General features: G+C 65.2%; 10 protein-coding genes. 2 read left to right on the forward strand and 8 right to left on the reverse strand.

Annotated elements, in window-relative coordinates:
- Positions 1-131: 131 nt before the first annotated feature.
- On the reverse strand, positions 132-905 hold the full coding sequence (locus GGR11_RS04050; RefSeq protein ID WP_183195509.1) for an IclR family transcriptional regulator: 774 nt from the start codon (positions 903-905) through the stop codon (positions 132-134).
- Between the two features lie 188 nt (positions 906-1,093).
- On the opposite strand from GGR11_RS04050, the gene GGR11_RS04055 reads away from it, so the two are divergent.
- Positions 1,094-2,668 carry a sodium/sugar symporter gene (locus GGR11_RS04055; RefSeq protein WP_183195510.1) on the forward strand — a complete coding sequence of 525 codons (1,575 nt, stop codon included), beginning with the start codon at positions 1,094-1,096 and terminating at the stop codon, positions 2,666-2,668.
- Between the two features lie 248 nt (positions 2,669-2,916).
- Here GGR11_RS04055 and rodA read toward each other — a convergent pair whose 3' ends face one another.
- The 6 genes from rodA to GGR11_RS04085 all read right to left on the reverse strand — a co-directional run bounded on the left by rodA (position 2,917) and on the right by GGR11_RS04085 (position 9,980).
- On the reverse strand, positions 2,917-4,074 hold the full coding sequence (rodA, locus tag GGR11_RS04060) for a rod shape-determining protein RodA (protein ID WP_183195511.1): 1,158 nt from the start codon (positions 4,072-4,074) through the stop codon (positions 2,917-2,919).
- Positions 4,074-6,134 carry a penicillin-binding protein 2 gene (mrdA, locus tag GGR11_RS04065; protein WP_183195512.1) on the reverse strand — a complete coding sequence of 687 codons (2,061 nt, stop codon included), beginning with the start codon at positions 6,132-6,134 and terminating at the stop codon, positions 4,074-4,076. Before mrdA ends, rodA begins: the two co-directional genes overlap by 1 nt.
- Entirely contained in the window at positions 6,131-6,649 is a 519-nt protein-coding gene (locus GGR11_RS04070) for a hypothetical protein (RefSeq protein WP_183195513.1), read from the reverse strand. The genes mrdA and GGR11_RS04070 overlap by 4 nt, the downstream gene beginning before the upstream one ends.
- A complete protein-coding gene (gene mreC, locus GGR11_RS04075; RefSeq protein ID WP_183195514.1) occupies positions 6,646-7,794 on the reverse strand; it encodes a rod shape-determining protein MreC in 1,149 nt (382 codons plus the stop codon). Before mreC ends, GGR11_RS04070 begins: the two co-directional genes overlap by 4 nt.
- Before the next feature lie 149 nt (positions 7,795-7,943).
- The gene (locus tag GGR11_RS04080) at positions 7,944-8,984 is read right to left on the reverse strand and encodes a rod shape-determining protein (protein WP_008260883.1); all 1,041 of its coding nucleotides are present in this window, start codon (positions 8,982-8,984) and stop codon (positions 7,944-7,946) included.
- Positions 8,985-9,266: 282 nt separating this feature from the next.
- Positions 9,267-9,980 carry a TVP38/TMEM64 family protein gene (locus GGR11_RS04085; protein ID WP_183195515.1) on the reverse strand — a complete coding sequence of 238 codons (714 nt, stop codon included), beginning with the start codon at positions 9,978-9,980 and terminating at the stop codon, positions 9,267-9,269.
- A gap of 124 nt (positions 9,981-10,104) precedes the next feature.
- On the opposite strand from GGR11_RS04085, the gene GGR11_RS04090 reads away from it, so the two are divergent.
- Positions 10,105-11,310, forward strand: coding sequence for a pyridoxal phosphate-dependent aminotransferase (locus GGR11_RS04090; protein ID WP_183195516.1), 1,206 nt, complete (start codon positions 10,105-10,107; stop codon positions 11,308-11,310).
- A gap of 74 nt (positions 11,311-11,384) precedes the next feature.
- Here the strand turns inward: GGR11_RS04090 and GGR11_RS04095 are convergent, their stop codons facing one another.
- A complete protein-coding gene (locus GGR11_RS04095) occupies positions 11,385-12,689 on the reverse strand; it encodes a cation:proton antiporter (RefSeq protein ID WP_183195517.1) in 1,305 nt (434 codons plus the stop codon).
- Positions 12,690-12,792: the final 103 nt, after the last annotated feature.

Here is a 12,792-nt window from a genome sequence, read left to right on the forward strand (position 1 = left end):
CGTCCCCTGCCAAGGGGGTTCGAAGGGTATTTGCAGCTACCAGACGCCCTTGAACGCCGGTCCCCCAGCTCGGCCTGAAATCTGGGTCCGCGTCGTGCGCCGATCCAGTCAACAGAGGAACCTGCGGAAGATCAGGCTTGTGAGACGGCGCTCATCTGTTCGGAAATCGCCTCTGCCGACTGGACCAGCAGGGTCGCCGCCTCCGCCTTGCTGCACACCACGGACGCCTGCTCGATAAAAGGGGTGATAAGGGTGGCTATGACGCCGTCCGACCCCATGATCGGCGCAACCAGATCGGTGACGCCGATCACGAAATCGCTGGGCCGCTCAACATGGGCCCCGCGCGTCATGGCCACCGCCCGTTCGGCGAACTCGGCGACCGCCGCGTCTCCGAACAATGAGACCAGATTCTCGTGCAAGTGTTTACGCGTCCTCCGGTTGGATCGGGAATAGAATATCAGGCCCGAGGTCGCGTCCAGAATGCTGCACCGATAGCCGATCCGGACAGAATAACCGAGATCGCCGGGGCTCTCGATGCGCGCGATGACCACGATCTGGTCGCCGGACGGCACGACAAGGTGGCAGGATTGTCGCGTATTGGACGCAAGATCCCGCATGGCCGGCATGGCGACGTCGACCAGGGACTTAATGGGCGCCTGGCTCATCCCCAGGGTGAAGAGGCGGTTGGTCAGACGATAGCCGTCGGGCGACTGTTCGATATAGCCCCGAAACTCCAGCACCTGGATCATGCGGAACAGTTCGCTGACCGAACGCCCCAGCGTCACCGACATCTGCGACGGCGTCATGGGTTCGCCCTGGGCCGACAGCAGCTCAAGCACGTCCAACCCCTTCTCCAGCGCGGGCGCACGATATTTGCGGTGGTCAGTCGGGTCTTGATCGGTCATGAGAGTCCTGCGGCAATCCATAGGCTGCCGGGCGTCCCCATCCGGCGGCGCCCGCTAAGCGCGCCGATCTTAGCATTGTCGCAGGTAAAACGCCCAAGCACATATAAAATGTCGTTGCGGCAGATGGACGCCTCCCCTACGCTTCGCGGAAGCCCGAACCAAAGGGGACGATAGTTGGGGAAATGCACATGACGCTCGCGGGCATCGATCTAGCCATTCTGGCGATCTACGCCGTCTTCATCTTCGGCTTGGCCCAGTGGGTCTCGCGGACCAAGGCCGGCGAGCAGAAGACCTCCACCGACTATTTCATGGCCTCCAAGAGTCTGCCCTGGTGGGCCATCGGCGCCTCGCTGATCGCGGCCAACATCTCGGCCGAACAGATCATCGGCATGAGCGGATCCGGCTATGTGATCGGCCTGGGCATCGCCTCCTACGAATGGATGGCCGCCCTGACCCTGTTGATCGTCGGCAAGTTCTTCCTGCCGATCTTCCTGCGCAACGACATCGTCACCATGCCGCAGTTCCTGCAGCAGCGGTACGGACCGACGATCCGCAACGTCATGGCCGTCTTCTGGCTGTTGCTCTACGTCTTCGTGAACGTGACCTCGATCCTGTGGCTGGGCGCCATCGCCGTCCACACCGTGACCGGCTTCAACCAGGACTACGCCATCGTCGCCATCGGCGTCTTCGCCCTGGCCTATCAGCTGTGGGGTGGGCTGAAGGCCGTGGCCCTGACCGACATAGTGCAGGTGGCCCTGCTGGTCTGTGGCGGGCTGATCATCGGCTTCATCGCCCTGTCGACCATTGGCGGCGCCGGCGGCGCCCTCGCCGGCTTCCACACTCTGCTGACCGAGTTCCCGGACAAGTTCGACATGATCCTGTCCAAGGACAGCCCCCACTATCAGGAGCTGCCGGGCATCGCCGTTCTGCTGGGCGGCCTGTGGGTCATGAACATCAGCTACTGGGGCTTCAACCAGTACATCATCCAGCGCGCCCTGGCCGCCAAGTCGCTGCCGGAAGCCCAGAAAGGCATCGCCTTCGCCGCCTATCTGAAGCTGCTGATGCCTGTGATCGTGGTCCTGCCGGGCATGGCGGCCCTGATCCTGGCCCCGAACCTGTCGGCGCCGGACCAGGCCTATCCGACGATGATGAACCTGCTGCCGGTCGGGTTGAAGGGCCTGGTCTTCGCCGCCCTGATCGCCGCCATCATCGCCTCGCTGGCGTCCAAGGTGAACTCGATCTCGACCATCTTCACCCTGGACCTCTACGCCAAGATCAAGAAGGACACGCCCGAGCACCAGTTGGTCACGGTCGGCCGGATCGCCGCCGTCGCCGCCGTGGTCATCGGCATCCTGACCGCCCGTCCCCTGCTGGGCGGGTTCGATCAGGCCTTCCAGTTCATCCAGGAATTCACGGGCTTCTTCACGCCGGGCATCGTCGTCATCTTCATGCTGGGCCTGTTCTGGAAGCGGGCTTCGGAAGCCGGCGCCCTGACCGCCGCCATCGGCTCGGTGGTCCTGTCGGCCGTCTTCTGGTGGCTGCAGGAGACCGGCCAGTTCATCTTCCCCTTCATGAACCGGGTCGGCGTTGTCTTCGTCGTCTCCCTGGTCGCCGCAGTGATCGTCTCCCTGCTGGTCCCGGCCAAGCCGGACGCAATGAAGATCAAGCTGGACCAGATCAGCTACAAGACCTCGCTGGGCTTCAATCTGGCCGCGGTGGGCGTGGTCGCCTTCCTGATCCTGGTCTATTCGATCTGGTGGTGAGCCGGCCCGCCCGCCTCGTCGATGACCCACACCAACTTGCGATCGGCGTCCCATACGGGGCCATCCCCCAGCTCCGCCCGAATGTCCCAGACCAGTTGGGGGAGGCCAGGTCCGGGGAGACCGGTTTCGTTTCGCTCATGGTACGGCCTGCCGAATTGAAAGGCGTTGAGCTGGTGGTGGACCCCGTTGCTGCGAGACGTTGTGCAGGCGACGCCCCAAAACCCGCGCTTCCGAACGCGCGACCGGCGTCAGATCAGGCCTTGGCCCTTGGGCAGTTCGGCGTAACGGTGCACGCGCGTGGCCATCACCAGGCCGAAACCGATCATCACCGTCAGCATCACGGTTCCACCATAGGACAACAGCGGCATCGGCACCCCCACGACCGGTGCCAGCCCCATGACCATCGCGCCGTTGATCAGCACATACATGGCGAAAGTCGCGGTCACCCCCGACGCGGCCAGACGACCGAAATGGCTGTGCGATAGGGATGCGATCCGCAGCGAGATCAGAATGATCGCCGCATAACAGGCCAGGATGGTGAAGGAACCGACGAAACCGAACTCCTCGGACACCGCCGCGAAGATGAAATCAGTGTGTTTTTCGGGCAGGAATTCCAGCTGGCTCTGGCTGCCCAGGCCGAACCCCTTGCCCAGGAAGCCGCCTGAGCCCAGGGCGATCTTGGACTGCATGATGTGATAGCCCGTGCCCGACGGATCGGCCTCCGGGTTCAGGAAGGTCAGCACCCTGTGGCGTTGATAATCGTGCATGCCGAACATCACATAGGGCGGAATCAGCGCCACGGCGGCGGCGCCCACAGCGGCGATGATCTTCCAGCTGAGCCCCGCCATGAACATGATGGCCGCGCCGGTCAGGCCGATCAGCATGGCCGATCCGAGGTCCGGCTGGTGAGCCACCAGCAGGAAGGGTAGACCGATGATGGCGACCGGATAGATCAGCTTCCAGTGGAAGCTGGCCTCCTTGGCCGAAGCGCCGTGATACCAGCGCGCCAGGGCCAGAACGACGCCGATCTTCATGATCTCCGACGGCTGGATGCGCGTCACGCCGAGGTTCAGCCAGCGGGTCGCACCCATGGCCGTATAGCCGAGGCCCGGAACCTCGATCAGGGCCAGCATCAGCAGGGCCACCCCATAGACCGGATAGGCCAGGCCGAACCAGAAGCGGATATTGACCATGGACAGGGCCAGCATCAGGGCCACGCACATGCCGAAGCGGATCAGATGTTTCGCCGCCCACGGCGACCAGGATCCTCCGCCTACGGAATAGAGCATCAGGGCGCCGGTGCCGGACACCACGCAGATCAGGGCCAGCAGACGCCAGTCGATCTGGCTGATCTTGGTCGAAACGCGTTCGCGCTCGCCAGGACGGGACAGGGCGGAAGCGGTCATCAGCGCGGCTCGGACAAATAGGGGCGTGGACCGCTGTTGGGGGGTGTCGCCTCACGGGTCTGACGTGAAGACTCTATCGGCGCCACGTCCGGCGTGGGCGGCGCAGCGCCTTCCAGCTCAACCGTTTCGGCTGAAGCGGTCGGCTCCGGCGGTGGCGGCCGCGTCATGCGCGCCACCATGTCAGGGTCCTTGAGCAATACGGTGCGCATAATCTCACGCGCACGAGGCGCTGCGGCCGTTGCGCCACCCAACCCACCGTGCTCGATGATGACGGCGATAGCGTAGCGCGGCTCGTCCACAGGCGCGAACGCCACAAATAGGTTGTGGTCCTTCAGCGCCCAGGTCACGTCGGCGCTCTTGCGAGAGCCGGTCCCGTAGTTGCGCACCTGCGCCGTACCCGTCTTACCGGCCATCTTGATGTCGCCGAGGCCCAGCTGGCTCTGGCGATAGGCGCCGCCCCCGACGTCATTGGCCACCGCCACCATGCCCTGACGAACGATTTCAAGGTGTTCGGGCGGGAAAGGCAGATCGGGCACGGCGGCGCCGCTGGGTTGATCCACTCCGCCGACCGACTTGATCAGACGCGGCATGATCGCCTTTCGCGCATTGGCGAAGCGCGCGGTCGTCACTGCGAGTTGCAGAGCTGTGACGTTCACGTCGCCCTGCCCGATCGCAACCGACAAGGTCTCGCCTGGATACCAGGTCCGAGAATCAGGGTTGGGATTGTTCTTGTTGTAATTCGCCTTCCAGGCCCGACTGGGAATCGATCCGGCCTTCTGGTTGCCGACCCCGATATCATAGGTCTGCATGAAGCCGATCTTCTTGCCGACCTCCTGAATCTTATCGACGCCGGCCCGATTGCACATGTGATAAAAATAGACATCACACGACGTCTTGATCGCGTCATGCATGTTCACTGGTCCATGGCCGCCGGGTTTCCAGCAGCGAAACGTCCGTGACCCGAAGCGATAGCCGCCGGTGCAGACCACCCGCTCGTCAGGATCGACCCCAGCCTCCAGCAAGGCCAGCGAGGTTGTCAGTTTGAACGTCGACCCGGGGTGAAAGACGCCGCCGATAGCCTTGTCGAGCAGCGGCTTGCGCTCATAATCGCGTAGGGCGCTGTAGACGTTGGAGGGAATGCCGCCAACAAACATGTTGGGGTCGAACGAGGGCGCGGACACCATGCAGAGGATGTCGCCGTTGCGGACGTCCATCACCACGCAACCGCCGGACTCTTCGCCGAACACCTCCAGCGCCCGGTTCTGGACATCGGCGTCCAGAGTAAGAACGACCTCCTTGCCCGGCACGGCGGTGCGTGAACCGCCAATATCCTCGGCCACCACCCGGCCCCGAGCGTCTACTTCAACCCGGTTGCCGCCCGGCTCTCCGCGCAGGGCTTCGTCCAGCGCTTTTTCGACGCCTTGGCGCCCAATCCGGAAACCGGGGTTGAACAGCAACGGCGGCACCGTCTCGCCCTTATCGCGGATCGCCTTGACGTCGCGGTCGGACACCTTGGCGACATAGCCGATGACATGAGCGAAAGCGCCGCCGAACGGATAGTAGCGGGCCTCGTTCATGTCGGCCATGACGCCGGGCAGTTCGTTGGCGTACTGGTTGACCTTGGCGAACTCTTCCCAGGTCAGGTCGCTCTTCACGGGAACCGGATTAAACTTGGGCGAGGCGTTCACCTCGCGGATGATCGCGCGTCGACGTTCAAGCGTGTCAGGCAGCAGACGGCCCAGAAGATCCAGCGTCTGATCCAGATCCTTGGTCTCGTCACGGATCACCAGCACCCGGAAACTGGGGCGATTGCCGGCGATGACCACGCCGTTGCGGTCCTTGATCAGGCCGCGCGGCGGCGGGACCAGACGGAAGTTGAACTGGTTCTGCGACGACAGGGTCGCATATTCCTGGGCCTGAACGACCTGAAGCTGAGCCAGCCGCCCCACAAGGGCCGTGACCCCCAGGGCCGTCAGCCCGCCGAACACGAAGGTGCGGCGCAGGAAGGACCCCTGCCGCTCGTTGACGTCGGAAAAGAAGATAGAGGGTTCGCCGCTCATCGGAACCGGATATCCCCGTCGTCGAACCGCTCCAGCATCCAGTCGGCGATCGGATACAGGATCAGTGTCGGGAGAATCTGGCCGATCAGAGCCAGGATCGCCGGCGGATTGCCCGCCCTCACCGCCACGATCACATAGGCGACCAGGAAGGCGACCAGGGTGCAGGCCATGTACCAGGCGAAACGGATCACACCCTCATGCCCAGCCAGCAGATTGCGCGACAACAGGATCACGACATAGACGCCCATCAGGCACAGAGCCCAAAGGCCCAGAGGTCCGTTCCAGAACAAGTCCAGGAACAGACCGAGCGCGAACAGTACTGCGGGCGCCGTCATCGACGGACGGATCAGCGGCCAGGCGAAGGCTAGCACCATCGGAAACACCGGCTCGGGCAGCATCAGACCGAACAGTTGCACCGGCGTGGCGAAGATGATCGTGGCGGCGATCGCCGCCAGGGCCGGATAGACGATCCATTGCAGAGGTCCGACGACGCGGACCGCGACCGGACGTCTCACGTCGCGCCCTCCGGCGCCTGTGCGGGCGTTGTTTGTGGAGACATCGCCGCCGATGGCGCCTCGGCGGCGGGTCGAGGTTGCGCCGGACGAGTTTGAACGGGACGCGCTTGGGCCGCCGCCGGTGTTGTTGCAGGCGGCGTCGCGGCGACGGCGGCGGCGCGCGCCCGCGCCGCTTGGGCCTCCGCGGCCGCCTGCCGGCGTGCGGCCGCGTCGCCTATGGCGCCCGCCTGTTCAGCGTTCGGCGGAGGCGCCGTGGTCAAGCCGGCCAGGGGCGGCGCATTGAGCGCATTCGGATCGATCAGTTGGCCGAAGTCCTGGAACAGCAGAACCCGCACATAATCGACGGCGCCGCGATCGCTGAACAGTTTCACGCGCCAGCTGCCGTCGATCCCCTTGGCCGCCACGCCGATGGGAATGCCGCGCGGCAGGCCGCCGCCATCGCCGGAGCTCAGGATCCGGTCGCCCGCCTGCACAGAACCGGCCCCGCGCACGAACTCCAGCCGGGGATTGTCGCTGCCGTCGCCGGTCAGCAAGGCGCGGGCGTCGGTGCGGTCCACCAGAACCGGCGTACGGGACGCGACGTCGGTCAGCAGCACCATCCGGCTGACGCCGCCGGTGACGCCGGTGACGCGGCCGATCAGGCCATGCTCATTGATGACCGGATTGCCGATCCGCACGCCTTTTGACGCGCCGACATCCACCAGCTTGGCGCGATTGAAGGGTCCGCGCGCATCCGAAATGGCGCGCGCCGTCACCATGGGCACGGCCGGCTCGGTCCGCAGGCCCAGCATGGCTTCATAACGGGCGTTGACGTTCTTGAGGGCGATGGCCTGGTCGCGCCAAGGCTCCAATTCGGCGACCTCGGCCTTCAGCCGCCGGTTTTCGGAAACAGCGAAGAAGTACCCGCCGATATAATCGGTGACGGCGCCGACCCAGCGCACAGGCGCGGCGAAGACGCCGCTGACCGGCCCGGTCACCGAGGCCGCCGCCCCCCGCGCCGCGCCATAGCTGGAGCCGCCGTCCGGCGTCGTGCGGTCGCTGACAAGAAGAAGAGCCGCGCCTGCCATGGCCACGACTGCGACCACCGCAGCGGTCCACGCCAGCGGCACCTTCAGGTTTTCAAAAGGGCCGTCGCGAAACGCCACGGGCGACCTTCCACATAAGGGGTTGGAATCGGCAGGCGCCCCTGCCGTCATGCCTGCCTATCGCAAAATCAGGGCCAGAATGGAACCGTTGATCGCGAAGGGCCGAAAGGATTTGCAGCCAGGTTCGCACCCGGCCGCCGACGAATTGATCAGAGCGCCGAGTCGAGCACGCCCTTCATCCAGCGCGGATGTTCCAGGACGCGGCCGCAGCCGATGGCGACGCACGACAGCGGATCGTCGGCCACCGAGACCGGCAGGCCCGTGTGATCGCGGATCTCGATGTCCAGGCCGCGCAGCAGAGCGCCGCCGCCGGTCAGCATGATGCCCTTGTCGGCGATGTCGGCGGCCAGTTCCGGCGGGGTGGCTTCCAGCGCGACCTTCACGGCCTCGATGATCTGGGTCACCGGCTCGGCCAGGGCTTCGGCGGCCTGGCGTTCCGAGATGCGGACCTCGCGCGGCACGCCCTGCATCAGGTCGCGGCCCTTGACCTCGATCGACAGGCCCTCGCCGTCGGCCGGGATACGGGCGGTGCCGATGTCCTTCTTGATCCGCTCGGCGGTGGTTTCGCCGATCAGCAGATTATGGTTGCGACGCATGTAGCTGATGATGCTGTCGTCCATCTTGTCGCCGCCGACGCGGACCGAACGCGAATAGACGATGCCCGACAGCGACAGGACGGCGACTTCCGTCGTGCCGCCGCCGATGTCGACGACCATCGAACCGGTCGGTTCGTGGATCGGCAGGCCGGCGCCGATCGCGGCGGCCATCGGCTCGTCGATCAGGCCCACGCGGCGGGCCGAGGCGTTCAGGCAGGAATCGTTGATGGCGCGACGCTCGACCGCCGTGGCGCCCGAGGGCACGCAGACGATGATCTTCGGGTTCACGAAGCCCTTGCGGTTATGCACCTTGCGGATGAAGTGCTTGATCATCTCTTCGGCGACTTCAAAGTCGGCGATGACGCCGTCACGCATGGGGCGGATGGCCTCCATGTGGCCCGGCGTACGGCCCAGCATCTGCTTGGCCTCTATGCCCACGGCGTGGACGATCTTGCGTCCGCCGACATTGCGCAGGGCCACGACCGAAGGCTCGTTCAGGACGATGCCCTTGCCCTTCATGTAGATCAGGGTGTTGGCGGTGCCCAGGTCCATCGCGATGTCGTTGGAGATCGCGCCGAAAAGGGAAAAGCTCATGGGAATCGATACCGTTGTTCTTTGACCGAGGGCGTCAGTTTCGCAGTTGACCTGGCGACGCCCCGCTGCCCTGGCATCCCCTTGCCGGACAGCTTCCTGATCGTCTTCGCCACGCCTACCGTTGGCCCGTGTGCCCGTATGAAACAGGGAATACAACCCCCTTCGCGTGACGGACCTCAGTTCACCCCCAACCCTGTGGAACAGCCGCGCTTGGGGGTGTTCACGTTAGCGTCATGAGTGCGGGAAACAGGCTGTGAAACATGCTGCCTCTCCCTCGTCGGATCAGTCGCCGCGAGCGACTTCGCGCCGCTTCACCCATTCGCGAACACCCAGCATCAGGACCAACCAGGCCAGGGCCACCCCCGCCAATATGGCCGAGGTCCAGACGCCGTCCCCGCTGACCGCCGTCATGAAGGATCCGCCGAAGAAGGCCACCAGAGCTGTCTTTGGCAAAACCCCCAGGGCGCAGCCGGCCAGGAAGCCGGGAAAAGACGCCCGCGCCGCGCCGAACGCCATGTTGACGACGATGAAGGGCGCCGACGGCACGTTGCGGATCATGAAACTGGCGTAGAAGGCGTTCTGCCCCACGAAGCGGGTCAGCCTCCCGACCGTCTTGCCCCCATGCCGCTCCAGCAGCCGCGCCGTCGGCCCGCGCCCCATCCAATAGGTGACGGCGGCCGAGGCGACAGTGGCGACCCAGCTGTACAGAAAACCGAACCACGGCCCGAAGGCCACGACGCAGGCGGCGATCAGGATGAACTGCGGCGCCCCGAAAAAGGCCGCGACTGTGAAGACGACGATGGCGGCCGGCAGTCCCCAAGGCCCATGCCTGAATCCGCCCAGCCAGGCCTCCAGCCTCACCTCGGCGTCCAAGCCCAACTGGCTCTTGCCCACGGCGAACAGCGCGATCATGGCGCCCAGCAGCAGGGCCGTCGCCAGCACGGCGCGCCAGCGACGCGCCTCCATGTTCGACAGGAAATCGATGATCCAGCGCATCAGGTGCGCCGCTTATCATCCTGTCCGGCGATTAGCGAGCGTCGGCGGATTGTCCCGGACCGCGACCGCGCGTAAGGAACCTCGCCTTCCCCGGCACGAACCTTCCAAGATCGACGGGATACCCATGTCCAGCCTGCAATCTTCCGCCCTCGCCCGCGTCAAGCCTTCGGCCACCATCGCCGTGACCGCCCAGGCCCGGAAGCTTAAAGCCGAAGGTCGCGACGTGATCGGCCTCGGGGCAGGAGAACCGGACTTCGACACCCCCGAGAATATCAAACAGGCCGCCATCGACGCCATCAACCGCGGCGAGACCAAATATACCGACGCCGACGGCATGCCCGAGCTGAAGAAGGCCATCGTGGCCAAGTTCGCCCGCGAGAACGGTCTGACCTACGACGTGTCGCAGATCCACGTCGCCCCCGGCGGCAAGCCGGTCATCTTCAATGCCCTGGTCGCCACCCTGAACCCCGGCGACGAGGTCATCGTGCCTGCCCCCTACTGGGTGTCCTATCCCGACATGGTCCTGCTGGCCGGCGGCGAGCCGGTCACCGTGGTCGGCGAGGAGAAGGACGGCTTCAAGCTGCGTCCCGAGGTGCTGGAGGCCGCCATCACGCCCCGCACCAAGTGGCTGATCCTGAACAGCCCGTCCAACCCGACCGGCGCCGCCTACACCCAGGCCGAACTTCTGGCCCTGGCCGATGTCCTGCGCCGCCACCCCCACGTCTGGGTGCTGACCGACGACATGTACGAGCACCTCGTCTATGGCGACTTCGAATACACCACCATCGCCCAGATCGCGCCGGACCTGATCGACCGCACCCTGACGGTCAACGGGGTGTCCAAGGCCTATGCCATGACCGGCTGGCGCATCGGCTATGCGGGCGGTCCCAAGCCGCTGATCGACCTGATGCGCAAGGTGGCCAGCCAGACCACCTCCAACCCGACCAGCATCAGCCAGTGGGCGGCGGTCGAGGCCCTGAATGGAACCCAGGACTTCATCCCCGAGCGCAAGGCCGCCTTCGAGAAGCGCCGCGACCTGGTGGTGTCCATGCTGAACCAGGCGACCGGCCTGACCTGCGCGACGCCCGAGGGCGCCTTCTACGTCTATCCGTCCATCGCCGGTCTGATCGGCAAGACGACGGAATCGGGCGTGGTCATCGACGGCGATTCCACCTTCGCCGCCGAATTGCTGAACGCCGAGGGCGTGGCGGTGGTCCAGGGCGAGGCTTTCGGCCTGTCGCCCTATTTCCGCATCAGCTACGCAACGTCCGACTCCGTGTTGGAAGAAGCCTGCACCCGCATCCAGCGTTTCGCGGCTTCGCTGCGCTGAAATTATGTACGGCGGACGCCATAGCGTCCGCCGTCTTCCCCCTGCAGTCCCAAGCCAAGGTTGACACGCGCGCTTCAGGCGGCCGTCGGCTGCGCCTGTCGCGCCGCGTCCTCATTGTGCTCATCCAATCCCCCCAGTTCGCCACGCTCGCGCGCCTTCTTGCCATACAACCATTCGAACAGCGGCGACGCCATCAAGGTTGTGATGATGGCCATCAGCACCAAGATCGAGAACAGGGCCGGGCCGATAATTCCGCGCTGCAGACCGATGTTGATAATGATCAGCTCCATCAGCCCGCGTGCATTCATCAGGGCGCCGATGCCCATGGCCGTGGCGTTGTCCTGACCGGTCAGCCGCGCCGCCGCCCAGCAGGCGCCGCCCTTGGCGAGGATCGACCCCGCCAGAATGACGAGGGTCACGGCGACCAGGCCCAGGTTATCGACCATGGTCAGTTGGGTGTTCAGTCCCGAGAAGGTGAAGAACATCGGCAGCAGCACCAACACGGCGAACGGCTCCAGCTGGCGCTTGATCTCCTGGGTCAGCAGACCGCGCGGCATGGCGACGCCCAGGATGAAACCGCCGAACACCGCATGGATGCCCACCGCATCCATGGCCCAGGCGCTGAGCATGAACAGGATCAGCACGATCCCAAGCACGGTCGGACTGACCCGCCCTTCCCGCTCGACCGCCCGCCCCAGGGGCGCCAGCAGTTTGGGGCCCAGGGTCAGCATGAACAGGGCGAAGGCTCCGCCGCCCGCGATGGCCGTGACCGCCACCATCGGCCCGGCGCCGAAACTGGCCAGCACGATGGCCAGAACGCACCAGGCGCCCGCGTCGTCGATCGCTCCGGCCGCAAGCGAGAGCGAGCCCAGCCGCGTACCGCTCAGCCCGCGCTCATGGATGATGCGCGCCAGCATGGGAAAGGCGGTGATCGATATGGCCGCGCCCATGAACAGCATGGCCTGCCAGGTCATGATCCCCTCGCCGAACAGGCCCAGGCTCACCAGCCAGGGCGCAATGGCCACGGCCACCAGAAACGGCGCCCCCATCCCCGCCAGAGACACGGCTGCCGCACTGACTGCATGGGTTCGGAAATGGTCGCGCCGAAAGCCCAATCCGACCAGGAACATATACAGCCCGACCCCCAGTTGGGCGCCGACGAACAGAATGGATCGCGACTCCTGGGGAAACAGCGCCGCCTGAACCTCGGGCGCCACAAGACCAAACAGCGACGGCCCCAGGATCACGCCGGCGATCATCTCGCCCACCACCTGCGGCTGGCCCAGCCAGCGTTTGGCGGCCCAGCCAACGGCGCGGCAGGCGGCGATGATCACGGCCATCTGCAGAAAGAAGGCCACGCTCAACTCGGCGTTCGTCATTGGCTGGTCCCTCCCCAGGGCGCGTCGCTCTTGAGAACGATCACAAGCGCCTAGTGTATCGCCGACCGTCCTGAACTCAAGCCACGCTCACTCCCTGCGGCTC

The sequence above is a fragment of the Brevundimonas mediterranea genome (assembly GCF_014196125.1).
GTDB classification, from domain to species: domain Bacteria; phylum Pseudomonadota; class Alphaproteobacteria; order Caulobacterales; family Caulobacteraceae; genus Brevundimonas; species Brevundimonas mediterranea.

Coding starts and splice junctions, on each gene's coding strand:
- GGR11_RS04050 (WP_183195509.1), bottom strand. CDS start 905: ATGACCGATCAAGACCCGACTGACCACCGCAAATATCGTGCGCCCGCG.
- GGR11_RS04055 (WP_183195510.1), top strand. CDS start 1,094: ATGACGCTCGCGGGCATCGATCTAGCCATTCTGGCGATCTACGCCGTC.
- rodA (WP_183195511.1), bottom strand. CDS start 4,074: ATGACCGCTTCCGCCCTGTCCCGTCCTGGCGAGCGCGAACGCGTTTCG.
- mrdA (WP_183195512.1), bottom strand. CDS start 6,134: ATGAGCGGCGAACCCTCTATCTTCTTTTCCGACGTCAACGAGCGGCAG.
- GGR11_RS04080 (WP_008260883.1), bottom strand. CDS start 8,984: ATGAGCTTTTCCCTTTTCGGCGCGATCTCCAACGACATCGCGATGGAC.
- GGR11_RS04085 (WP_183195515.1), bottom strand. CDS start 9,980: ATGCGCTGGATCATCGATTTCCTGTCGAACATGGAGGCGCGTCGCTGG.
- GGR11_RS04090 (WP_183195516.1), top strand. CDS start 10,105: ATGTCCAGCCTGCAATCTTCCGCCCTCGCCCGCGTCAAGCCTTCGGCC.
- GGR11_RS04095 (WP_183195517.1), bottom strand. CDS start 12,689: ATGACGAACGCCGAGTTGAGCGTGGCCTTCTTTCTGCAGATGGCCGTG.